Annotated in this window: 18 protein-coding genes; 3 read left to right on the top strand and 15 right to left on the bottom strand. The window is 63.6% G+C overall.

Translation table 11 applies throughout. The features are described 5' to 3' along the window. Positions 1–414: 414 nt before the first annotated feature. From cnbZ to ABIB90_RS29240, 9 genes are all read right to left on the bottom strand, one after another. Positions 415–1,161, bottom strand: a complete 747-nt coding sequence (cnbZ, locus tag ABIB90_RS29280) for a 2-amino-5-chloromuconate deaminase CnbZ (protein WP_354201833.1) — start codon at positions 1,159–1,161, stop codon at positions 415–417. A 9-nt stretch (positions 1,162–1,170) separates the two neighbouring features. Continuing rightward, positions 1,171–2,421, bottom strand: coding sequence for an adenylate/guanylate cyclase domain-containing protein (locus tag ABIB90_RS29275; protein ID WP_007593875.1), 1,251 nt, complete (start codon positions 2,419–2,421; stop codon positions 1,171–1,173). Continuing rightward, positions 2,418–2,807 carry a response regulator gene (locus ABIB90_RS29270; RefSeq protein ID WP_007593876.1) on the bottom strand — a complete coding sequence of 130 codons (390 nt, stop codon included), beginning with the start codon at positions 2,805–2,807 and terminating at the stop codon, positions 2,418–2,420. The genes ABIB90_RS29275 and ABIB90_RS29270 overlap by 4 nt, the downstream gene beginning before the upstream one ends. Continuing rightward, positions 2,804–5,401, bottom strand: coding sequence for an ATP-binding protein (locus ABIB90_RS29265; protein ID WP_354201832.1), 2,598 nt, complete (start codon positions 5,399–5,401; stop codon positions 2,804–2,806). The genes ABIB90_RS29270 and ABIB90_RS29265 overlap by 4 nt, the downstream gene beginning before the upstream one ends. 134 nt (positions 5,402–5,535) lie before the next feature. Beyond that, positions 5,536–8,631 (bottom strand): MexW/MexI family multidrug efflux RND transporter permease subunit, encoded by a 3,096-nt coding sequence (locus ABIB90_RS29260; RefSeq protein WP_007593878.1) that lies wholly within the window; start codon positions 8,629–8,631, stop codon positions 5,536–5,538. Positions 8,632–8,707: 76 nt separating this feature from the next. Next, a complete protein-coding gene (locus ABIB90_RS29255; protein ID WP_354163061.1) occupies positions 8,708–9,901 on the bottom strand; it encodes an efflux RND transporter periplasmic adaptor subunit in 1,194 nt (397 codons plus the stop codon). A gap of 1 nt (position 9,902) precedes the next feature. Beyond that, the gene (locus tag ABIB90_RS29250; RefSeq protein ID WP_007593882.1) at positions 9,903–10,604 is read right to left on the bottom strand and encodes a TetR/AcrR family transcriptional regulator; all 702 of its coding nucleotides are present in this window, start codon (positions 10,602–10,604) and stop codon (positions 9,903–9,905) included. Between the two features lie 122 nt (positions 10,605–10,726). Continuing rightward, positions 10,727–11,317, bottom strand: coding sequence for a thiamine pyrophosphate-dependent enzyme (locus ABIB90_RS29245; RefSeq protein WP_354163064.1), 591 nt, complete (start codon positions 11,315–11,317; stop codon positions 10,727–10,729). Continuing rightward, the gene (locus ABIB90_RS29240; RefSeq protein WP_354201831.1) at positions 11,314–11,868 is read right to left on the bottom strand and encodes a phosphonopyruvate decarboxylase; all 555 of its coding nucleotides are present in this window, start codon (positions 11,866–11,868) and stop codon (positions 11,314–11,316) included. Before ABIB90_RS29240 ends, ABIB90_RS29245 begins: the two co-directional genes overlap by 4 nt. A gap of 107 nt (positions 11,869–11,975) precedes the next feature. On the opposite strand from ABIB90_RS29240, the gene ABIB90_RS29235 reads away from it, so the two are divergent. From ABIB90_RS29235 to ABIB90_RS29225, 3 genes are all read left to right on the top strand, one after another. Further along, complete coding sequence (locus ABIB90_RS29235; RefSeq protein ID WP_354163070.1) at positions 11,976–13,196, top strand: cytochrome P450; 1,221 nt, start codon at positions 11,976–11,978, stop codon at positions 13,194–13,196. A 162-nt stretch (positions 13,197–13,358) separates the two neighbouring features. Next, positions 13,359–14,573 carry an ornithine--oxo-acid transaminase gene (gene rocD, locus ABIB90_RS29230; protein WP_354201830.1) on the top strand — a complete coding sequence of 405 codons (1,215 nt, stop codon included), beginning with the start codon at positions 13,359–13,361 and terminating at the stop codon, positions 14,571–14,573. 342 nt (positions 14,574–14,915) lie between these two features. Then, entirely contained in the window at positions 14,916–16,526 is a 1,611-nt protein-coding gene (locus ABIB90_RS29225) for a Spy/CpxP family protein refolding chaperone (protein WP_354201829.1), read from the top strand. A gap of 1,197 nt (positions 16,527–17,723) precedes the next feature. On the opposite strand, the gene ABIB90_RS29220 is transcribed toward ABIB90_RS29225, so the two are convergent. The 6 genes from ABIB90_RS29220 to ABIB90_RS29195 all read right to left on the bottom strand — a co-directional run bounded on the left by ABIB90_RS29220 (position 17,724) and on the right by ABIB90_RS29195 (position 24,300). Next, positions 17,724–18,587 (bottom strand): sugar phosphate isomerase/epimerase family protein, encoded by an 864-nt coding sequence (locus tag ABIB90_RS29220; RefSeq protein ID WP_354201828.1) that lies wholly within the window; start codon positions 18,585–18,587, stop codon positions 17,724–17,726. Beyond that, a complete protein-coding gene (locus tag ABIB90_RS29215; RefSeq protein WP_354201827.1) occupies positions 18,587–19,777 on the bottom strand; it encodes a dihydrodipicolinate synthase family protein in 1,191 nt (396 codons plus the stop codon). The genes ABIB90_RS29220 and ABIB90_RS29215 overlap by 1 nt, the downstream gene beginning before the upstream one ends. 135 nt (positions 19,778–19,912) lie before the next feature. After that, positions 19,913–21,064, bottom strand: coding sequence for a Gfo/Idh/MocA family protein (locus tag ABIB90_RS29210; RefSeq protein ID WP_354201826.1), 1,152 nt, complete (start codon positions 21,062–21,064; stop codon positions 19,913–19,915). Next, positions 21,061–22,458, bottom strand: coding sequence for a beta/alpha barrel domain-containing protein (locus ABIB90_RS29205; protein WP_354201825.1), 1,398 nt, complete (start codon positions 22,456–22,458; stop codon positions 21,061–21,063). The genes ABIB90_RS29210 and ABIB90_RS29205 overlap by 4 nt, the downstream gene beginning before the upstream one ends. Before the next feature lie 4 nt (positions 22,459–22,462). Beyond that, entirely contained in the window at positions 22,463–23,293 is an 831-nt protein-coding gene (locus tag ABIB90_RS29200) for an ABC transporter ATP-binding protein (protein ID WP_502916994.1), read from the bottom strand. A gap of 14 nt (positions 23,294–23,307) precedes the next feature. Then, positions 23,308–24,300, bottom strand: coding sequence for an ABC transporter substrate-binding protein (locus tag ABIB90_RS29195; protein ID WP_354163092.1), 993 nt, complete (start codon positions 24,298–24,300; stop codon positions 23,308–23,310). Positions 24,301–24,349: the final 49 nt, after the last annotated feature.

Raw genomic sequence — 24,349 nt, 5'->3', positions numbered from 1 at the left:
AATGGGGCTCGTCCTGACCGCGCCGATCTGCGCCTTACAACGTTCATCGCAACCTCCAAACTCCTGGTGTTGCGACGACCGTTTGAATCCGCCCAGTGTCCCGCGGGAGGTGTGGTGTGACCGCCACAGCCCAAGGCCATCGATCGGCCACGAAAACAAGACCGTCTGCGTTCGCGCGCCATCCGAGGCCGCACAAAAAAATACCCCATATCGAGCCTCACTCCCGCTCGGCCAATTAAGCAAAGCCCTCGCTTGCGGGAGAGGCCGGCGCAATGCGCCGGGTGAGGGCTCTCTCCTCTTGGGGGTTCTCGATTGCGGAAATACCCTCTCCCCAACCCCCCCCCGCAAGCGGGGGAGGGAGCACACCTCCCCCGTTGCAGCAAACGAGCCTGATCTCACCGGTCCTTAGTCTAGCTAGATCACGACCTCGCGCATCACACGGCGGCAATCCATCTCGTATTCGAGATCGACCACCGGCGGCCGGGCATAGTGCCAGGTCAGGCCGGACCGCAACGCCCCGCGGCGGACGAGCTCGTCGACCAGCGTGTGGTGGAAGTCGTGCACGGAATAGGCCTGCACGCCGGTCGTGTCCTTCCAACCGAAGCCGAAGGACGTCATCCTGTTCTCCATCTGGGACGTCGTCGTGAAGCGCACCTTCTCGCGAAGGCCTTCCAAGCTGAGGTCGCGGTAGCGCACGGTGCGCTCGACATAGGTCCCACTGCCCTCGCGCGCCTCGGCGCCGCCTGATATCACGAAGCTCGGCGTCTTCGAGCCTGTCGGCCGCGTGAAGGAGAACGCATAGAATGACGGCTTGGCCGGTGGATCGATCTCGGGACAGACATTGCTGCGCGCGACCGGATTGGTGGTGCCGTCGAAGATGCCCCATTCGGACAGCGTCTTCACATAGTGCAGGTTGAACGCGCGAAAGCCTTCCTCGCTGAAGGCCGCGGGCGAGCGCAGTTCGCAGGCGCAGAACGCCGTCAGCGGCCGCCCCGCCGCCTGAATATACTTCGCGGCAAGCGCAAACCCTTCCGCGAGCGGCACCAGCAGGTCGAAGCGGACGCGCTCGATCTCATAGCCATCGTCTGCGGCCGCACCGGCCGAGTACTGGAATACGGACGGAATGAAACGGTAGTTTCCGGCGCTAAATTCACCAACCATGTCGGACTCCTATTCCAGTTGCATGCGAATGCCCTTGTCGCCGTTAAGCAGGCGCTTCAGGTGAAAGCCGGCCAGGGAATCGTCGGCATGCATGCCGACGAGTGCGGCGAAGGCCGGCATGGCGGCGGCATCACCGGCCTCCATCTTGGCAAAAGCCTTGGAATACAGCGCCGTTTCCGGCGCAGCGAATTGGGCCGGAGCCAGCGGCTCGAACGCGCGCAACGGTTCGCTGCGTCCACGCAGCATCAGCTCGCCGACGGGACGACCTCGAAAATTCTCAGCCGTCTCGGCGATGCCGTCACTGACGCAAATCCGCGTGCCCAGATGCTTGTTCGCGGCTTCCAGCCGTGCCGCGATGTTGATGGAATCTCCATACGCGGTGTAGTCGAAAAACCGGTTGCCGCCAAAATTTCCGACCAGTGCCGGCCCGGCGTGAATGCCGATACGGGTGGTGCCGAAATTCACGCCTCTCACCTTCCAGCGCGCGGAAAAATCCTCGGCCCAGGCGTCGAGATCATGTGCGCAGGCGACCGCGCGGGTCGCATAATCGGGCTGATCGCCGGGTGCGTTGAAGAGCACCTGGATCGCATCGCCGATGATCTTGGCGACAGTCCCCTCGTGCGCGAAGACGACCTCGGTCATGCCGCCGACATACTCGTTGAGAAGCGCGCCCAGCGTCTCCGGAGGCGCACTCTCGACCAGCGAGGTGAAGCCGGTAATGTCCGTGAAGATGGTCGCGACATCGCGCCACTGCACTTCGATTCCCTCGCTCTCACCGCTGGCCGCCAGACGCTTGGCGAGCTCGGGCGAGAAATGACGCGAGAGCGCGGCATGGGCGCGCTCCGCCTCCGCCTGGCGGCCTCGCACCTCACGCAGCATTTCGATGTGGCGGATGGTCTTCTGGATCGTCATCTCGAGGTCGGCGAAGTCGATCGGTTTGGTCAGGAAGTCGAACGCACCGCGGTTCATCGCAGTGCGGATATTGCTCATGTCGCCATAGGCAGACACGATGATGGTGGACTTCTTGTCTTCGGCTTCCTGGAGTTTCGCCAGCAGCGACAGCCCGTCCATCCTGGGCATGTTGATGTCGGAGACCACCATGTCGACATGGGGGTTCTGCTCGAGCGACTGCAGCGCTTCGAGGCCGTCGCGCGCGAACATGATGGTCACCGACCCATCGCGAATCTGCCTGCGGAATTTTTGCAGGACCAACGCCTCGAGATCCGGCTCGTCGTCGACGAAGAGGATGGTCGCGGTCATGCGGCTTGCCCGAGCCTCGTGTCGATTTCCTGCCGCAGCAGCGCGAAATCGATCGGCTTGGTGAGAAGTCCGACTGCGCCGCGCTCGATAGCCTTCCGGCGCGTCTCGGCGTCGCCATAGGCGGTGATCATGATGACGGGAACGTCCGGATGCGCAAGACGCACCTTCGGCAGCATGTCGAGTCCGCTCATGCCGGGCATGTTGATGTCGGACAGGATCAGGATCAACGAGGGATCGCGAACCTCGGCAGCGAGCTTCAGCGCATCGGGCGCGGACGGCGCGAATTCCATCTGGAAGCGGCCGGCGCGCAAATCGCGCCGGAACTGCTGCCGGAACAGCGCCTCGACGTCGGGCTCGTCATCGACGACCAGGATGTAAACGTTCAAGTCTTGCCTCCGGAAGTGTCGCCCGCCGCCATCATGCGCGGCAGGGTGATGATGAACTCGGTGAATACGCCGGGCTCGGTGTTCACGTCGATCGTGCCGCCGTGCTGATTCACGACGATGTCATGGCTCATGGAAAGGCCAAGGCCGGTGCCCTCGCCGGCCGGCTTGGTGGTGAAGAAGGGATTGAACATCTTCTCCTTCACATCGGAAGGGATCCCGGTGCCGTTGTCGCGAATGCGGATCTCGACCCTCTCGCCGAGAGTTTTGGTAGCCGCGCGTAGCGTGGGCTCGAAGGCGCCTGCGTCGCTCTCCTTGCGCTTGGCGGTGGCGTAGAAGCCGTTCGAGATCAGATTGAGGAAGACGCGCGTGATTTCCTGCGGATAGATATCGACCATGCCTGCGGCGGGGTCGAAGCCGCGCTCGATCGTGACATTGAAGCCGGGCCGTTCGGCACGTGCGCCGTGATAGGCGAGATTAAGGCTCTCCTCCAGGATCGCGTTGATATCGCTGGGGCGATGCTCGCCGGAGCCCTCGCGCGAATGCAGCAGCATGTTCCTGACGATGGAATCGGCGCGCTTGCCATGCTGCACCACTTTTTCGAGGTTGCTCTTGAGCATGCCGGTCAGCTCCTCGACCTCCTCCTTCGTCTTGCCGTCGAGCGAGGCCGCTTGCAAGGCCTCGTTGAGCTCGTCGATCAGCTCGGTCGACACCGCCGAGAAATTGTTGACGAAATTGAGCGGGTTCTTGATCTCGTGCGCGATCCCCGCCGTGAGCTGGCCGAGGGACGCGAGCTTCTCGGTCTGGATCAGACGGTCCTGCGCGGTGCGAAGATCGTCGAGGGATTGCGACAGCTCCGTCGTACGCTTGCGCAACTCGTTCAGAAGCCGCGTATTCTCGATTGCGATGACGGCTTGCTTCGTGAAGTTCTCAACCAACGCGATTTGCTTGTCGGTGAACGGCCGGACCTCTTTGCGATAGACCGCGACGGTTCCGATCAGCTCGCTGTCCCTCATCATGGGCACGATGACGATCGTGCGGGCGCCGGCGACGTCGGAGATTCCACGAATGGTCGGCCCCCCGGCAAGATACGCCGGAGTTTGTTGCACATCGTGCACGTGAACAACCTGACGTGTCCTGACGACCTCAGCAAGCGCGCTCTCCGGATGCGGACGGATTGCCATATCTTTCCGCGAAGCCGCGAACGCGGGCGGCACATTGTAATCCGCAGCAATCGTGAAACTCTCGCCGTCCCACAAATTCATCACGCCGAAACTCGCGCCACAGACGCGTGTGGCATTCTCGAGCATCTTGTGGAACACCGGCGCGAGTTCGCCCGGGGACGAGCTGATGACCTGCAACACTTCCGACGTAGCCGTTTGTTGCTCGAGCGACTCGGTCAACTCGGCCGTTCTCACCTCGACCTTCTTCTCCAGGTCCGCATAGGATTCCTGCAGACGCTCGCCCATGTCGTTGAACTGGTCCGCGAGCCCCTCCAGCTCGTCTCCGGTTCGGATCGAGATGCGCTGGGAGAAATCGCCGCTGCCGATGCGCTCGGCGCCGCGCCGCAGCGCCTGGATCGGCCCGACCATGCGGCGCGCCAGGAATATCCCGGCAAGCACCGCGAAGATCGACGCCGCGAGCAGCACGAATGCAAGCCGTTCCAACGCGGCATAGAGCGCCGCATAGGCTTCCTCGACCGGGAGCTCGACGAACATGGTCCAGTGCAGCGGCGCAATCGGCGCCGACGCGGTCAGCACCTTCTGTCCTTGGAGATTGCGCGCTTCGGAAAGCGCGTCGAACGAGGCGGTGCCCCCGGCAAGCGCGGCGTGCACCTGGCTGAGACCAGACATGTCGGTATTGCGCAGGACCAAGCTGATATCGGGGTGCGCGATCAGGCGTCCCTCCGGACCGACCACGTAGGCGTGTCCGTGCTCGCCGACCTTGATCTGGGATACCACGTCCCAGATCAGCTTGAGATTGACCTCCGCGATACTGACGCCGGCATCCTTGCGCGACCCGGCCTGCGCCAGGGTCATGTACGGCTCGGATTCCCTGCGGAAATAGACCGGACCGTAAAAAACCTTGTGCGCGACCGCCTCGGTGAACTTCGGATCGTCCGACAGGTCGATGCCGCTGTCGATCGCGTCCATGGCGAGCCGCGAGACCCGCAGCCGCTCCCTGCCGGTCGCATCGACCTGGGCGAGCTCGGTAACCGCGGGGACCTGGCGCAGCAGCCGCAGCGCATCGAAGCGGCGCTGCTCGATCGAACCCGCCGACCAGGGCAGCTGCGTGGTCCAGCCGAGCTGGCTCTCGATCTCCTTGACGAACTGACCAATCTTGGCCGCGGCTGCCTCGGCCTGTTCATGCTGGACCCGGATCAGCGCGGCCTTGTGCTCGCGATAATAGAAGAGGACCTCGAACAGCCCGTTGGCCAGCAGCGCGATCGCGACGACAGCCACGAACAGCGCCACATATTTGGTGAAGAGCCGGCTCCTGATCCCCTGCCCTGGCGTCGTGCCCGACGCGACGGCAACCGGCGCCGCGCTTGGCAGCGTCCTGGCTTGCGGGGTGTCAGGGTGGAGGGAAAGGCTCATCCCGCCGAACCTAGCAAGAAGACGGGACCTTGTCTCTCGCGAGCGGGGAAAAGCTAGCCGAAGCAACCGGGGCAATAGAAAAAGGGCGGCAACGGATTAGCCGCTGCCGCCCTCGGGTTGGCTTACCTGCGGCCTCAGGTCGGCCGTAGCGCCTTGGAGCCAAGGTCGAGATCGTTGACCTGTTTGTTCCGCTCGGAATCGGCCGCCGCGCGATGGTCGGTCGCCAGCACCACGTAGACCGCCGGCAGCACGAACAGCGTGAACAGCGTGCCGATCGACATTCCGGCGACGACCACCAGACCGATCGAGAAGCGGCTCGCCGCGCCTGCGCCGGTCGCGGTCAGGAGCGGGATAAGGCCCGTCACCATCGCGGCCGTGGTCATCAGGATCGGCCTCAGACGAATGCGGGCCGACATTTCGATGGCGGAGCGGCGATCGAGCCGTTCGTTGATCTGGAGCTCGTTGGCGAACTCCACCATCAGGATGCCGTGCTTGGTGATCAGGCCCACCAAGGTCAGCAGGCCGACCTGGGTGTAGATGTTCATGGTCGCCACGCCGAAGAACAGCGGGATCAGCGCGCCAACGATCGCCATTGGCACCGAAATCATGATGACCAGCGGATCGCGCAAGCTCTCGAACTGCGCCGCCAGCACCAGGAAGATGATGATCAGCGCGAAGCCGAAGGTGATCGCGAGCTGGTTGCCTTCCTGCACATATTGCCTGCTGTCCGCGAGATAATCATGGCTGAAACCTTGCGGCAGGTTTTTGGCCTCGCTCTCGAGGAAGTCCACCGCCGCACCGACGGTCACGCCGGGCATCGGTACCGCTGAGAAGGTCGCCGAATTGAGCTGATTGTAATGTGTCAGCGAATTCGGCTCGGTCTTGGTCTCGATCGACACCACCGTCGACAGCGGAAGCTGCTGGCCGGTGTTGGTCGTCACGTAGTAGCCGGCGAGCGATTCCGGCGAGAGCCGCTGACCGCGCGGCACCTGCGGGATGACTTGATAGGAACGGCCCTCGAGGTTGAAGCGATTGATGTAGTTGCCGCCGAGCAGCACGGCGAGCGTGCTGCCGAGGTTCTGCATGTTGACGCCGAGATCCTGCGCCTTGGTGCGGTTGATCGTCACCTTCACGTTCGGCTGGTTGTAGGCAAGATCGCTGTCGGAAACGATGAACATTCCGCTCTTGCGGGCGGCAGCCTTCAGCTTCTCCATCTGCTCGTAGACAGTCTGGAAGCTGGCGGTGGAGTTGATCACCATCTGCACCGGCAGGCCGCCGGGGCCGCCCGGCAGCGGCGGCAGGTTGAACGCGAACGCCTGCACGCCCTCAATCTTGGAAAGCTCGGCCTGCACCAGCGACTTCAGCTGGATCGACGAACGCTTGCGGTCCTCCCACGGCTTCAGCAGCATGCCGGCGATACCGCCCTGCGGGCCGTTGATGCCGTTCAGCACGAAGCGCAGATCGGTCTCGGGGAATTTCTGGAATTCCTTGTCGAGCTTCTCGCCGTAAAAGTCGACGTAGTCGATGTTGGCGTATTTCGGCGCCTTGGTCACCGCGAACACGATGCCCTGGTCTTCTTCGGGCGCCAGCTCCTTCGACGTGTGCATGTAGAGGAAGCCGACGAGCCCGAGGATGGTCACCGCAAACAGGCCGGTGATGGCCTTGTAGTCGAGCGAGCGGTCGAGCCTGCGCCCATACCACCGCGTCAGCGCACCAAACACCTTGTTGACCGCCTTGGCGAAGCGACCCTCTTCGGTGTTCTTCAGCAACACCGAGCACATCATCGGCGACAGCGTCAGCGCGATCACGCCGGACACAATCACCGAGCCCGCCAGCGTGAAGGCGAATTCGCGAAACAGCGAGCCGGTCAGGCCGCCGAGGAAACCGATCGGCGCGTACACGGCCGCGAGCGTGATTGTCATCGAGACGACGGGACCCACGATTTCGCGCGCGCCTTCCAGAGACGCCTGGACCGGCGTTTTCCCTTCCTCCAGATGGCGATGGATGTTTTCCACCACGACAATGGCGTCGTCGACCACGAGGCCGATCGCGAGCACCATCGCGAGCAGGGTCAACAGGTTGAAGCTGAAGCCCAGCGCCAGCATCAGCGTGCAGACGCCGATCATCGACAGCGGGATGGTGACGACTGGAATGATGACCGAACGGAACGACGCCAGGAACAGGAAGATCACCACGATCACGATGATCACGGCTTCACCCAGCGTCTTCTCGACCTCGTCGATCGAGGATTGGATGAACTTGGTCGAATCGTAGGCGACCTTCATCTTCATCGACGGCGGCAGATTGCGCTCCAACTCGGGGAACAGCGCCCGCACGCCTTTGACCAGCGTCAGCGGGTTGCCCTGCGGCGTTGCCTGCACACCGATGAAGATCGCGTGCTCGCCGTTGAAGGCGACGCTCGCGTCCGTGCTCTGGGCCGCAAGCTCGACGGTGGCGATGTCCTCCATCCGCACGAAGCCGCCGTCCTTGGCCTTGACGATCATCTTCTTGAACTGGTTGACGTCGGTCAGGCCCGTATTCGTCGATACGTTCGAGACGATGAGATAGCCCTTGGTCTGCCCCGCCGCTGACTGGAAGTTGTTGGCGGTGATCGCGGTCGCGACATCCGCAGGCGACACGTTGCGGCCCGCCATCTTCAGGGGATCAAGCCACAGCCGCATCGCAAAGGTCTGGCCGCCGAGAATGTCGGCGGAGGCCACGCCATCGACGGTCGACAGCACCGGTTGCACAACGCGCGTCAGATAGTCCGAGATCGCCGAGCCCGACAGCTCTTCGGAGGAGAACCCGAGATACATCACGGCCGTGGTCTGGCCCGTGGTCTTGGTGACGATCGGGTCGTTGGATTCCTTCGGGATCAAATATTTGACCGAGTTCGTCTTGGCCAGAACCTCGGTCAGCGCCTGGTTCGGATCGAAGTTCAGCTTGATGTAGACCTGGATCGTCGAGGTGCCGAGCACCGAGGACGAGGTGATGTAGTCGACACCTTCGGCGGAAGCGACCGCCTGCTCGATCGGCGTGGTGATGAAGCCCTGGATCAGGTCCGCGGACGCGCCCGGATAGACGGTCGTGATGTTGATGACCGTGTTCGACAGCTTCGGATATTGCCGGATCGGCAGCGTCGTCGCCGCGCGCAAACCGATCAGCAGGATCAGCAGGCTGACGACGACCGACAGGACCGGGCGTTTGATGAAAATATCAGTAAAGCGCATCGCGGCGATCTCGATTTCTTTGACTTGCAAAGCGCATGACCCGGCCGTGCCGGATCATGCTGCAACGTGTACGATGTCAGTAGCGCGGTGGCTGCGCCGGGATCTGCGGAGCCGGGTCGGTCGAAATCGACACCGCCGCGCCCGATTGCAGCTTGAGCTGGCCGACGGCGACGACCTTGTCGCCCGGCTTCACGCCTTTGACGATTTCGACGCGGCCTTCGACCCGGCTGCCGGTCTGCACGAAAGTGCGCACCGCGCTCAGGCTGGTCTTGCCGTCGGCTTCCTTCTTCTCGGTGATCACGAACACCGAGTCGCCGTACAGCGTGTAGTCGACCGCCGTCTCCGGCACGGTGACCACGGCCGGCTTGTCCGGCAGCACCACCGTGGTGGTCACGAACATGCCGGGCTTCAGGATCTTTTCCGGATTGGAGATGGTTGCCTGCACGCGGATGTTGCGGGTGTCGGCCGAGATCTGCGGTTCGATCGTGGTGATCTTGGCGTCGAAGGTGCGGCCCGGATAGGCGTCGACCTTCAGCCGAACCGGCTGACTGACCTTGAGATTGCCCGAGTCCTTTTCCGTCACCGTGAAGTTGGCCCACAGCTCCGACAGATCCGTCAGCGAAACGATGGCCGTGCCGGCTGTCAGATACTGGCCGACTTCGACCTTGCGGACGCCGAGATCGCCGGCGAACGGCGCGCGGACCAGCTTCTGCGAGATCAACGCTTCGGTCTTGGCGATACCCGCCAGCGCCTGATCGTACGCGGCCTGCGCGGTGTCGACGGTTGCCTGCGGGCCGAACTGGCGCGACGCCAGTTGCTTGGCGCGGTCGAGCGACAGCTGCGCGACGGTGGACTGCGCCTTGTAGTTGGCGAGGTCGCCCTGCTCCGGCGCGTCGAACATCTGCACCAGCGGCGTGCCGGCCTCGACATGCGTGCCTGGCTCGAACTTGATCTCGGTGACGCGGCCGTTGACGTCGGCGCTGACGTCGACCTGGTGCACGGCGGACAACCCGCCGACCGCGGTCAGCAGGTTCGGCACCACCTCGGACTTCGCCTCGGCGGCGCTGACCGCGACCGGCGGCGGCTTGTTGTTGGCGAAGAACTGCTTGATCATCTGGCCGCGGAAATAATTGAACCAGACGAGGCCACCGACGAGCACCGCCAGAAGCGCGCCGACGATGATGAACCAGAGCACCGGCCGGACCGGACGCTTGGGAGCCTTGTTGTCGATCGGTTCGCCCGAAATCTTGTGTTCGGTGACGATGTTCATGTCATGCACTCTCTGCAATCGCCGTCTTGCCCACACAACCGGCCTGATCGCGGCCCAAATGCGAAACAATTGCGGCGTCGTTAAGTCCGATACCCCTCAGGAGAAACTCACACAGCTGCCGCTCGAGGTCGTTCGCCTTGCCGTAAGCGAGACACGGCGTGGCCGGCAGCCTGGTCAGCGCAGCCGTCATCACGGTGTGATGTGCAAACCAGAACAGGTTGAGCGGTTCGCCGTTGTATGGCCGCGCGTCCCTCGCGGCAACCGCACGTTTGAGCGAGGCGACGAAGGCCGCCCCGATCAGCGTCTCGATCTTGGCATATAGCAAACGAGCGAATTCGCCATCATCCAAATGACTCGTGGCCATCAATCGCAGGCGCTGGGCTTCTTCCTGGTCGGGCCCGTCGGCGATGTGCATGAAATGCCCGACCATGCCGCGGATCACTTCGACCAACGTGGCCGTCGACGGCTCACGTTCGAGCAGCTCCATGAGCGCCGGGTCCGCCTCGCATTCGTCGCTGAGGATTTCGGCGTAAAGCGCGGCCTTGGACGGGAAATGCTTGAACAGCAGCGCCTCGGAAATGGCAGCGGCGGCCGCCACGCTCTTGGTCGTGGTGCCGGTATAGCCGTGTCGGGCAAAGCAACGCTTTGCGGCGCCGAGGATCAATTGACGCCTCAGGTCGCTCGTCATACGCAATGAGCTCATGCTAGTGAGTAAGCACTCACCCACGCAAAAGTCAAGCACTATGCTGCATCGCAACCTGAGTGCGTTGTAATTCCAGTGGAAATTGACCTCGCCCACACGGTCCCCGTGCAGGACGGGAGCGCCTAGATTGGCTGGAAACCGAGGTCGCCGCGAATCCGGTTGAGAATGTAAGTCCCATCCCGGCTCGGCAAAATCCGCTCCAGATTGGCGCTGTCGATCTTCACGTTGGCAAAGCGCGGCCCGGCGGAGACGTCGTGGACGGCTTTGGCGAAGGCCTCGACCCCGACCATGGTCGTCACGGACCGGCTATCCCCGATGCCGCAGGCCTTGGCGACGCCGACGAGGTCGGCGGCCGCGGCGGTGTGGCTGGTCTGACCGCCGGTCTCGCCATAGGCTTCATTGTCGAGCACCGCGATCGAGAGGTTGGACGGCTTCTGGAGGCCGATGGTGGCAAGGCTGCCCATGCCCATCAGCATCTCGCCGTCGCCTGTGATGACCAGCACCGGCAACTTTGGCTGCGCCAGAGCGAGGCCCAACCCGATCATCGCCGCCCCGCCCATGCCGCCCCAGAGGTAGAAATTCCGGGCATGGTCGCCGGCCGCGCACATGTCGTTGGTGGAGGCTCCGAGGCCGCCGATCGCAACCACATCCTTGCGGTCCGCGAGAAGCGTGGACACCACCTGACGGCGGTCGAGGAGATTGGCCTTGCTCATTTGGTGAAAACCTTGGCGCCGATCAGGCGCTGCGACAGCAGGACGGCAGTGGGCGTGAGGGCGTTATAGGCCTGCGCGGCCGCCGCCTCGAGCACGGCCGGCACCTCGGCTGCGGTCGAAGCCCGCAGCACCTTGACACCCGAGAGCTCGAACACGCCCTGCGTGGTCGATCCCATCGGCACCTGCCACGGATTGAACTCGCCCCACTCGCCACGCATGGTCACCAGGGTGAGGAAGGGAAAGCGCAGGATCGGGATCAGCGACAGCATGTTGATGCAATTGCCGACGCCGCTCGACTGCATCAACAGCGCGCCGCGCTGTCCGCCAGTCCAGGCGCCGGCCAGAAGCGCCACGCCCTCCTCCTCCGTCGTCAGCGGAATGCCGCGCATCGTGGACGAGCCCAGCACGCGCTGGATCAGCCTCGAATGGCCGGCGTCGGGCACGTAGGGCACCTGCCGGACGTCGAAGCGTTGCAGGGTCGCGAAGATATCGTCGGTCCACTGAGTGCTGGAGTCGGCGGCCGTGTCGGCAGCGTCACCGCGGGCGTGCATTTTCCTGTCCGGTCGGCTTGCAAATCGCAGCTCGACTGTAGACGGTGAACCGAGCCGCTCAAAAGAGCGAATACAGCATATCGGACTCAACCGGCAAGTATGGCGGCATGAACGCAAGTGCGAACGAACTGGCGGCCAGTTTCGATCTGGAGAAGCTGACGCCGGAATTCTACGACAATCCCTACCCGACCTATCGTGCACTGCGGGAGAACGAGCCGGTCAAGCGCCTGCGCAACGGCACCGTGTTCCTGACCCGCTATGACGATCTCGTCACGACCTACAAGAACACAAAATCGTTCAACTCGGACAAGAAGCGCGAGTTTGCGCCGAAATACGGCGACACCCCGCTCTACGAGCATCACACCACGAGCCTCGTCTTCAACGATCCGCCGGCGCATACCCGCGTGCGGCGCCTGATCATGGGCGCGCTGTCGCCGCGCGCAATCGCCGGGATGGAGCCTGATATCATCAAGCTGGTCGACGGTCTGCTCGATGCCATCGCCACCAAGGGCAGCTGCGAGCTGATCGAGGACTTCGCCGCCTCGATCCCCATCGAGGTGATCGGCAATCTGCTCGACGTGCCCCATGACGAGCGCGCGCCGCTGCGCGACTGGTCGCTGGCAATCCTCGGTGCCCTCGAACCAGTGGTGTCACCTAAAGTCGCTGCCCGCGGCAACAACGCGGTGACGGATTTCCTCGGCTACCTCCGAACGCTGGTCGCGCGCCGGCGCGAAAGGCCCGGCAATCCCGAGCGCGACGTGCTGACGCGCCTGATACAGGGTGAAGACAACGGCGAGCGGCTGACCGAGAAGGAGCTGCTGCACAACTGCATCTTCCTGCTCAATGCCGGCCACGAGACCACCACCAATTTGATCGGCAACGGCCTCGTGGCGCTCGACCGCAATCCGGATCAGAAGCGGCGGCTGATCGACCACCCCGACCTCATCAAAACTGCGGTCGAAGAGACGCTGCGCTACGAGAGCTCGAACCAGCTCGGCAACCGCATGACCACGGAGCGGGTCGAGCTCGGCGGCGTCATGCTCGATGCCGGCACGTCGATCACGCTGTGCATCGGAGCTGCCAACCGCGATCCGGCGCAGTTTCCCGACCCCGAGAGATTCGACATCGCGCGCACTCCGAACCGGCATCTCGCCTTCGCCACCGGTGCGCATCAATGCGCCGGCATGGCGCTGGCGCGGCTGGAAGGCGCCATCGCGGTCTCACGCTTCTTGGCGCGCTTCCCGAACTATGCCGTGAGCGGACAGCCGGTCAGGGGTGGACGGGTGCGGTTCCGCGGCTTTTTGAGCGTGCCGTGCGCGATCGACTGAGGCCGGAAACAAAGATATCGAAAACAACCCCATGCACAGTAGAGGGCTGTCGGCGGAAGATTGCCTTATGGATCCGCATAACCATTTGACAAGGGGAGGCAAATCGACGGGAGCGCGCGCCTCGCCGACGGCCAATGCCGAAGCAGCAATGGAGTGACGAAGATGAGCTCCTCGGTCATCGATTTCCTCGCAACCGAAGCACGCTTTGGCGCTCGCAACTACGAGCCGATCGGGGTCGTCCTGTCGCGCGGCGAAGGTGTCTGGGTGTGGGATACCGAGGGCAACCGTTATCTCGATTGCCTCTCGGCTTATTCGGCTCTCAACCAGGGCCACTGCCACCCGAAAATCCTGGCCGCGATGGTCGAACAGGCGAGCCGGCTTACATTGACCTCGCGCGCCTTTCACAACGACCAGCTCGCCCCGTTCTACGAAGAGATCGCGGCGTTGACCGGCTCGCACAAGGTGCTGCCGATGAACAGCGGCGCCGAGGCGGTCGAAAGCGCGATCAAGTCGGTGCGGAAATGGGGCTACGAGGTGAAAGGCGTGCCGGACGGCCAGGCCGAGATCATCGTCTGCACCAACAATTTCCACGGGCGCACGCTGGGCATCGTCGGTTTTTCAACCGAGCCCGAGACCCGCGCCCATTTTGGGCCGTTCGCGCCGGGCTTCAAGATTATCCCGTTCGGCGACGCCGCGGCGCTGGAAGAAGCGATCACGCAAAACACCGTCGCCTTTCTGGTCGAGCCGATCCAGGGCGAAGCCGGTGTCATCATTCCTCCACCCGGCTATTTCACGGGGGTGCGCAAGCTCTGCACGGCCAACAACGTCATGCTGGTGCTCGACGAGATCCAGACCGGGCTCGGCCGCACCGGCAAGCTGCTTGCCGAACAGCACGAAGGCATCGAGGCTGACGTGACGCTGCTCGGCAAGGCCTTGTCCGGCGGCTTCTATCCGGTGTCGGCTGTGCTCTCGAACAACGACGTGCTCGGGACTTTGCGACCCGGGCAACACGGCTCAACCTTCGGCGGCAACCCGCTCGCCTGCGCGGTCGCGCGCGCGGCACTGCGCGTGCTGGTGGAAGAAGGCATGATCGAGAACGCAGCCACGCAAGGCGCGCGCTTTCTCGAAGGCTTGAAAGCCATCCGCGCCAACACGATCCGCGACGTGCGCGGTCGCGGCCTGATGCTGGCGGTCGAGCTGCATCCCGAAGCCGGCCGCGCGCGCCGCTACTGCGAGGCGCTCCAGGGCAAGGGCATCCTCGCCAAGGACACCCATGAGCACACCATCCGCATCGCCCCGCCGCTGGTGATCACCAGCGCTCAGGTCGACGGGGCACTGGAGCAGTTCGCGACGATCCTGACGCAGGATTTCTCCTAGAGCCTGCCTGCGTCGGAAGATCGCAATTGCCGGCTGCGACCAACGACGAACGATTCCGCCACCTGTGCGTTGAGAATTGTGGGCGATATCGAGCTGGGAGCGACGAGCATGCTTCCGCATGGCGTTTGCCTGACGGCCTTTTTGGTTGGTGCCTCGATGCTGGCGGCGAGCGTCAGCGCGTCCGCTCAGGGACACGGAAGGGGTGGACCACCCGGGCCGGCCGCAGCGCCGGCAGTTCGGCCAGCCGCACCGCCTGCCATGGCCCGTCCGCCGGCGCCGCCGGCCATGGTGCGACCCGCCGCCCCCGCATTCCATCCACCTTCCATGCCGCAGCGACCGGCCATGGCGCCGCATCCGGCGCCGCACCTCGCCTCACCGCCCCAGCGTCCGGCCCCCCACTTCGCTGCACCGCCGCGGACTGCCCCGCACGTGGCGGCGCCGCGACCTGAATTCCATCGGGCGCCGCCTGCACCGCAACGTCCGGCCATGGGGCCGCGGCCGACGCCGCACATCGCCGCCCCCTTGCGCCCCAGCGGACCGCCAGCCGCGCGCGAGCGGCTGTCGCGACGGGAGCAGATCGATCAACGCGCGCAACAGCATCACCTGCAGATCCAGCAGCGCCAGCAGGTGGTGCAGCAGCGGCAGCGCGAGGTGCTGTCGCGCCAGACCGCGGAGCGCCAGACCCGAATCGATCGGCTGCAGCAGCGCGTGCAGCAATTGCAGTCGCAAAAGCCTGAAGGTGCGCGGGCGCAACGCCAGCAACAACGAATGCTCCAGACGCAAAACCGCTTGCTCCAGCGTGAGCAGCGTGTGCAGCAAACCAATCTGGCGCGCCAGCAGCGGCTGGGACAGGCTCCCGCGGCAACTGCTGCAGCGGCTGCCGCAGGGCGAGCCGCCGGGCGCGGGCGATTTGCCGAGCGTTTCCGCGAGCAGGCCACTTCGCAAACCCAGGCGGCTCTCATCACCCGCCAGAGCGGCTGGGCGCCCCGGCAGGCCTGGCGCCACCGCCATCCCGCGGCCTTCGTGGCATGGCTTGGGCCGGTGTTCTGGCCCTACGCCTATTCCGACATTTTTGACTACACCTTCTGGTCCTATGCCTACGAGCCCGGCTATTGGGCGTACGCGTATGACGACTTCGTCGACACCGTGTTCTGGGGTGGTGACAGCCCCTATTCCGCCTATGCCAGCACCAACCCGTATGACTATCCGCAAGCCGGCGGAGGCTCCCGCGCTCCTCGAGGCGCCAGCGTGAGCCCCCAGACGCTGCGGCAATTGTGCGGCACACCGGACAAGGGCGTCACCGCCTGGCCGCTTGCCGATATCGCGCGGGCGGTACGGCCGACACCGGAGCAACGCACGCTGCTCGACGAGCTGAAGACCGCGGCGGCCAACGCTGCCGGTGTGTTCAAGGATTCCTGCGCAGAGACGTATGCACTGACTCCACCCGGCCGCCTGCGCGCAATGATGAACCGCATCAGCGCGACGCTGGAAGCCGTCAAGATCGTGCGGCCGGCACTGGAGAATTTTTACAACTCACTCAGTGACGAGCAGCAGGCGCGCTTCAACGCGCTCGGCCCCAATGTCGGCGAGCGCTCCCTGCCGCAGCAAGCCAGTGCCCAAACCACTGCCGACGGCTGCGGCGATCCGAAGTCCGGCTTGACCCAGTTACCGATCCAAAGGATCGAGGCAGTGCTGCACCCCGCAGGCAAGCAGAAGGAAGCGCTCGACCGCCTCAGCGAAGCGACGGCCAAGGGCGTCGATCACCTGCAGGCGGCCTGCCCGAACGATGTACCGCTGACGCCGGTCGGACGGCTGGAAGCGATGCAGCACCGGCTCGAAGCCATGCTGACGGCCGCCAAGCTGGTCGAACCGACTCTTGACGAGTTCTATGCCACGCTGAGCAGCGAGCAGAAGGCACGCTTCAACGCGCTGGAACAGGTCGCAAGCCCGTGAGGACGAGGTCGCGTTCTCTCGGCATTCTCTCGTGGCCATTTGCGCAGCAGCCGAACGACGTGGTGTGACCGCAATCGCCCTGCCCTGCTTCACAGCTCGACGAGAACATGCGTGTCCAGGCCACTTCTCTCTGTGAGACGTGCGGTGGCGGAATGCAAACGACAGCCTTGCTCCGTCCTCACGTGGCCGAAATCGCCTTCGGTCCAGCGTCATTCGTGTTTGTGATTGATCGAGGCCGCTCTATCTCATTCGAGCTAATGGCGTTGCATTGTTGGAAGTAGGAAGACAGCTCAAGATGGGCCAGGTGATCCCAGTATTCTGCTTCTGCGAGCAGCTTCCATTTATGCTGTTGTACGCGGCCTGTTGCCGGCACAGCGAACTTATCGCACGCAAGCGTCGCACCTTCTCCATTGCGAACCCTCCCTTCACGCTTGTTTGCTTACAAGCGCATTTGGGTTGTCACAGCTTCGCAGATTGAATTGACGAGTGACAGCCCGATGTTTGACGGTCATCGATGATAGCGCAATCGTTTGACTTTTCACCGAATAGCAAGGCGAACGATGCGGGGCAGCAACAAGGGCTGCGCAGAATGACAGCCCTTCGGTCTGCGCTCTAGGCACACATCAGCAAAGCGCGCATCGGACGATAGGTCGCCGGCGCGTTCCATTTAGGACTGAAATTATTTAGGACTGAAATTTTAATAGTGAGCGGCCCTTCCTGGATGTGGTTAGCTCGTGACCAGACCGGACCGGACAAAAAATTTGATCCCAAAACTATTTGGTCCCGGCCCATTGGACTGCAAGACCGCGTTCGTGCGGTCTTTCCTTACAACCGCAATAAAATCAGCCGCGTCCGACCACGCCGAGGCCTTTGGCAAAAGTGGCCAGCCTTGCCACGCACAATGGCCCCGACGATTGCACGTCGGGGCCATTCAAGATCGTCAGGCAGGGTACATCCGCCGTGCCTGCCGATCGTTGATGCCACCAATTACCTCATCCGATCTGGCGCAGACTGTGGCGCGGCTGCGGCATCGGGGTGGTGATATTCTGCCTGAAAGCTGAAGGCTGTCCACCTCTCGTTGGTACTGCTCCCAACTAGTTCGCTGCTCTGCAGGAGTTTGTGCGGAGCACCGAGCAGAAGGCGCGCTTCAACAGGCTGCAGCAGGTAGCAAGCCCGTGAGACCAGCGTTCGTTAAAGCTAAACCACCGTCTTGTGCCGCGCGATGCAGGTTTGCAGCACCTCATCGATGGATTTACTCCACCAGTCGTTGGAGAAGATTTCGATCTCCGAATAGCCGGAAAAGCCCTGCGCTTCGACCGCTTCGCGCACCGATTTGATGTCGATCACGCCGTCGCCCATCATCCCGCGGTCGTTGAGAATGTCCCTGGTCGGCACCAGCCAGTCGCAGACATGGAAGGCAAGCAGGCGATCCCGGCCCGCGCGCGCGATCTGGCCCATCAGCTCCGGATCCCACCAGATGTGATAGACGTCGAGTGCGACGCCGAGCATGCCGCTGCGACTAGGATCGAGCCGGTCGCAGATGTCGAGCGCCTGCTTCGTCGTATTGACGCAGGCGCGATCGGCCGCATAGGCCGGATGCAGCGGTTCGATTGCCAGCGGAAGTCTTGCCTGCCTCGCATAGTCGAGCATCTCGGCCAAGGCATCCTCGACCTGCGTCCGCGCGCCGGCGATGTCCTTCGATGCCCCGCTGCCCGGCCGCGAATATTGCGGCAGGCCGCCGACGACGAGAACGATGCAGGGGGCTCCCAGCGCCTTGGCTTCATCGACGCAGCGCCGGTTGTCGTCGCGCACCTCGCCACGCCGCGATGCGTCCGACGTGAACATGCCGCCACGGCAATAGCCCGACAGGTCGAGACCGGCATCGCGCACCGCACGCGCGGCGCGATCGAGGCCGACGGAAGCGACCTGGTCGCGCCAGGGGTCGATGGCGCGGATGCCGTGCCTGGCACAGGCGTCGACGATTTCGACGAGGTCACCCTGCTTGCGGATTGTCGCCGTGTTGAGCGACAGCCAGCGGTGGTCAGACGAAAAATCACGCATCAGGATTCGATTCCGCGCGTTGAGAGCACCGCCTTCATCCGCCGCGTTGCCAACTCCGGATCGGCGAGCAGCCCGGCCTTGTCGGCCAGCCGGAACAGCTCGGCCAGATGCAGCGTCGAGCGCGTGCTCTCCTGCCCGCCCACCATGGTGAAGTGGTCCTGGTGGCCGTTGAGATAGGCCATGAAGACGACACCGGTCTTGTAGAACCGGGTCGGCGCCCTGAAGATGTGCCGCGACAGCGGCACGGTCGGACCCAGCACGTCGTGGAAGCCTGCCTCATCACCAGCAGCCAGCCGCGACAAGGCGTAAGACGCCGCCGGCGCGATCGCATCAAAAATGCCGAGCAGCGCGTGCGAGAAGCCCTGCCCGTCTCCGGCGATCAGCTCCGCATAATTGAAATCGTCGCCGGTGTACATCTTGATGCGCTTGTCGAGACGACGGCGCATGTCGATCTCGCGCTGCTTGTCGAGCAGCGAAACCTTGACACCGTCCACCTTGGCGGCGTTGCCGTTGATGATGGCGACCGCAATATCCATCGCCTTGTCGAGATCGTTGGTGCCCCAATATCCCGTCAGCGCCGGATCGAACATGTCGCCGAGCCAGTGGATGATCACGGGCTCGCGGACCTGCGACAGCACACGATCATAGACCTTGGCGTAGTCGTCGGCGTTGCGACCAAGCTTCGCCAGCGCGCGTGACGCCATCAAAATGATGCGGCCGCCGACCTTCTCGACCGCCGATACCTGCTCCTCATAGGCGCGGATCACGTCGTCGAGATCTTTGGCGTCCTCGACCGCGAGATGGTCCGTGCCCGCTCCGGAAAACACCAGCGCGTTGCGGCGCTTGGCGGCGGACACCGAGCGCGTGATCAGCTCCAGCGAGGTCGGCCAGTCCAGCCCCATGCCGCGCTGCGCGGTATCCATGGCTTCCGCCACGCCGAGACCGAGATCCCAGACGTGCTCGCGAAAGGCGATGGTCTTGTCCCAGTCGACGGCAGCGGAGAGCCACGGGTCGTTGTCGGCGAAGGGATCGGTCACGGTATGCACGGCCGAGAACGCGATGCGGTTGAGCGGACCCTCGAGCTTTGCGGGAAACGTTCGCGAGGCCGCGAGCCGGTAAGTCTCGATCGAGCGATCGACCTTCGGCAGTTTGAGCGACAACGACAACATCGGCTGGACGGGCTTGTTCATGATTTCAGACCTCTCCCCGTCATTGCGAGGAGCGAAGCGACGAAGCAATCCAGACTGTGTCCGCGGAGGGTTTCTGGATTGCTTCGCTTCGCTCGCAATGACGGCTCAACAACATCGATGATTATCCGATAGACCTCAGACCTTGATCGGGGCGACGTCGATCCATCGCCGCTCCTTCCAGCTCTTCAGCGCGCATTCGGCGAGCTGCACGCCCTTGACGCCTTCGAGCAGCGTGAACTTGTAGGGCGCATCCTCGTAGACATGGCGGATGAACATCTCCCACTGCTCTTTGAAGCCGTTGTCGTAGGTGACGTTGTCAGGCAGCTTCTGCCAGTCGCTGTAGAAATCGTGCAGCCGCTTCTCGTCGGGATTCCACACCGGTCGGGGCGTCGCCTGCCGCGCCTGGATCATGCAGTCGGAAAGGCCGGCGACGGCCGAGCCGAGCGTGCCGTCGACCTGGAAGGTGACGAGATCATCGCGATAGACGCGCGTCACCCAGGACATGTTGATGTGGGCGATGGCGCCGCCCTTGAGCTGGAACGTGGCATAAGCGGAGTCGTCGGCGGTCGCCTTGTACTTCTTGCCCTGCTCGTCGAAACGCTCGGGGATGTCGGTGTTGCCGATGCAGCTCACGCTCTCGACTTCGCCAAAGAGATTGTCGAGCACGTAGCGCCAGTGACAGACCATGTCGAGGATGATGCCGCCGCCGTCCTCGTCGCGGTAATTCCATGACGGCCGCTGCGCCTCCTGCCAGCCGCCTTCGAACACCCAATAGCCGAACTCGCCGCGCACCGAGAGGATGCGGCCGAAGAAGCCGGAGTCGCGCAGGAAGGCGATCTTCTTCAGGCCGGGCAGGAACAGCTTGTCCTGCACCGTGCCGTGCTTGATGCCCTTGGAATTGGCGAGCTTGACGACCTCGAGCGCCGCCTCGAAATTGGTCGCGATCGGCTTCTCGCAATAGACGTGCTTGCCGGCATTGATGGCCTGGGTCAACAGCCCGGGGCGCGCTTGCGTAGTTGCGGCGTCGAAGAACATGGTGTCGTTCTTGTCGGCGAGGGCCGCATCGAGATTGGTGGTCCAGCGCGTGATGTTGTAGCGCTTGGCAAGCGCCTCGACCTTCTCGGCGCTGCGGCCGACCAGGATCGGATTCGGCATCACGCGGTCGCCGTTCTTCAAGCGGACGCCGCCCTGCTCGCGGATCGCGACGATCGAGCGGATCAGATGTTGGTTGAGGCCCATGCGGCCGGTGACGCCGTTCATGATGAGGCCGAGGCGTTGGGTGGTCATGCCGATTGCTCCCAGAGTGATTTTGGCTGTTCGAGCGGACGAAGCGCCGACCAGTCCGGATGGACTGACGTCGCGAAGCCCGCTTGGTTGAGCGATCCCGTGAGGAGATCGCCGTTGTGAATGGAGAGGCGGATGCCCTGCCCGGCATCCGCGTAGAGATCGGGATGCGCGACGGCGAAAGCCTGGGCCTCCGCGGCGGGCGTATCACCGAAGCCATCGACGTAATGATGGCCGTTACGTTCGGCATGGGTGATGCCGATGAAGGCGCCGAGCGCGAGGTCCTGCTGCACGGCGAGGCCCGCCTGGCAGGTGAGGTCCTCGCCGGTCACGAAGAATCTTTCGCCGGCCGCGCTCCATTTCGCCGCGCGCGTCGCGTTGACGATGGATTTGTAAAGCCCTTTGCAGGATTTCGAGGAGATGCCGTGATAGCCAAGCGCCCGCGCCGCAGGAAACGCGCCGTAGGAATCGTCGGCTTCATCGATGATGAAGCCGCGCGCCGCGAGCGAGCCGAGCGGCGACTGCCTCGTGACATCGCGCGGCATCGGCTGCTCGAGATAGAGCAGCCTGGATAAAATCGATCGCAGCGCAGGATCATGGTCGAGCCGGTCGATCAGCGCATGCAACGCCGCGAGATCGGCATATTGCTCGTTGGCATCGAGCGTAACTTTGTAGTCACGCTCCAGCGCATCGAGCTCCTTGCCAATGCGCGTCAGCCGCGCCGCGTCGGCGACGGGGTCCCCCGACAGCTTCAGCTTGAAGTATCTTGCACCGGAGTTCTCGTGGGGATCTGCAACTCCGCCCTCGCCTTCAACGGTGTCGTCGAGACCGACGGTATGCCTGATGGCAACGCGCGCCAGCGGCTTCCGGCCGGATAGAAAGGCCGTGATATCCGTTTCCTTCAGGTCGGGCGAAAGCCGCGCGTCGATGCCGGCGACATTGCCGGCCATGCCGTCGAAGAAATTGGTCTCGGCAGCGCGGAGCAGCGCATCGAGGATCGCTTTGTCGATTTCGGCGGGTCCGCAAGCCGCGGCAAGCGCCGGAATGTTCTTTTTCGCACAGGTCGCGACCTGGGCACCGATGCACGATGCATGCAGATCGAATGCCGTCAAAAATCCGGTTCGCGCGAGATAAAGCCCCCGCGCGATCTCCAGCGAGCGGCGCAAGTCATCGACGGTCTGGGCCGGCGAAAGCTCCGGCCGCTTGTCGAACCATTTTGGCACCAGCAGCTCGGCACTCGCACCGACAGCACTTCCCCTGCCCTCGACCTCGATCCCGACCCGCACGAACAGCTGCGGAGTCGCGTTGATCGTGATCGCGCCAAAGCGGAACGGCCGCGCGAACTGCACGGGACGTTCGAAGAAGGCGATGTCTCGCAGCTTCAGGCGCGGTGACATGGCTTCAGTCCAACGTCCCTTGCGAGAAGAAATGCTTGCGGATCCGCTGCACCAGTTCGGTGAAAACAGGATCGGCCATCACGTCCAGCGAACGGGGCCGCGGCAGCGGCACGTCGTAGATCGCGGCGATCGCGCCGGGCCGCTCGGTCATCACCAGCACGCGATCGGCGAGGAACACGGCCTCGGGGATCGAGTGCGTGATCAACAGCACCGTCTTCCTGGTCTCGCGCTGGATCCGCATCAGCTCGACATTCATGCGCTCGCGCGTCAGCGCATCGAGCGCGCCGAACGGCTCGTCCATCAGCATGATCCTGGGATCATGCACCAGGGCGCGGCAGATCGAGGCGCGCTGCTGCATGCCGCCGGAGAGCTGCCAGGGCAGCTTCTTCTCGAAGCCTTCGAGCCCAACCAGCTTCAACAGCGCCTTGGCGCGGTCGAGATATGTCTGGCGCGGCAGCCGCTTCATGTCGATCGGCAGCATGACGTTGGACAGGATGTTGCGCCACGGCAGCAGCAGCGCGTTCTGGAACACGATGCCGACATTGCCGTGCGGCGCCGTCACCTTCTCGCCCTCGACCAGGATCTCGCCCGTGGTCGGCGGCAGCAGTCCCGAGATCAGCTTGAGCAGCGTGGACTTGCCGCAGCCGGATGGGCCGACCACGACGAAGAACTCGCCGTCATTGATATGGAAGTCGAGCGGCCGCAACGACGGCACATCGCCGTCGCGCGTCCGGTAGGTCTTCGACACGCCTGAAAGCTTGATGCCCGACGCATCGCCGGCAGCCCGGTCGCTCACCAGTCTCAGATGCGCGGCCGGTTGCAGGGTTTCACTCATGTTCGTCGCAGGTTTCACGAACCGCTCTTCGGCAGATAGTCGTTGGTGTAGAACGCCTTCGGGTTCTCCTTGGCCTTGGCATCGAGCCCGCCATATTCGACCATCAGATTGACCGAATCCGTCATGTTCTGGTCGGCGACCTGGAACGGGCGCTTGCTCTTGGTCTCAGGCGTCCGGTACAGCGGAATGGTCAGCTCAAAGCCCTGCGTCAGCGTGTCGATCTTGCCGCCCTTGGGGTTGGCATCGAGGATCGATTGCGCCGCGGCCTTCGGCTCCTTCTCGGCGGCTTCGACCGCCTTGGTCGTCGCCGACATGAAGCGGCGGACGAGGTCGGCATTGGCCTTCACATAATCAGTGTTGGCGATGATGCCCGACGAGACCATGTTGATGCCGTAGTCGGCGAACTTGATCGGATAGACGTCCTTGCCGGTGGCGTCCTTGATCTTCATCGACTGGTCCATGACGTAGCCGAGCAAGAGATCGGCCTGGCCGTTGATGACGGCGTTGAGCTTGGTCTGGCCATCGCCCGCCACCGTCTGGAAGTCGCTTTCCTTGAGGCCGGTCTTCTTCAGGAACAGCGGCCAGATCTGGGTCATGGAATCGGCCGGCGTGATCGCGACCGTCTTGCCCTTGATATCCTCGGGCTTCCTGATGTTCTTGTCGACGAAGCCCATCGCGGACATCGGGCTGGTCTGGAGCAGCACGCCGGTCGCAACCACTGGCGCACCCTTGATCGCGGCGCGCATCATGGTGGGCACGTCGACATAGCCGAAATCGGCGGTCTTGGCGGCCACCGCCTGCGTGGTCGCGGCCGAGCCGCGGCCTTCCTGGATCTCGAGGTCGATGCCTTCGGCGGCGTAGATGCCCTTGGCCTTGCCGTAATAGAACGGTGCGTGCTCGCCATAGACGTACCAGTTCAGCATCAGCACGACCTTGTCGGCCGCTTGCGCCGGCATGGCCGCGAACACCATCAGCGCCGCCGAGACAGCTCCTATCCATCGCTTCATCGTCACTCTCCCTTGTCGTTGTTTGCGTCGGCCGTTGGCGGCCGTTCGT

It is taken from the genome of Bradyrhizobium sp. JR4.1, from assembly GCF_040548605.1.
Classification (GTDB): Bacteria; Pseudomonadota; Alphaproteobacteria; order Rhizobiales; family Xanthobacteraceae; genus Bradyrhizobium; species Bradyrhizobium canariense.
The sequence above is the reverse complement of the archived record's forward strand: the minus strand, read 5'-3'. Positions and strand labels throughout refer to the sequence as shown.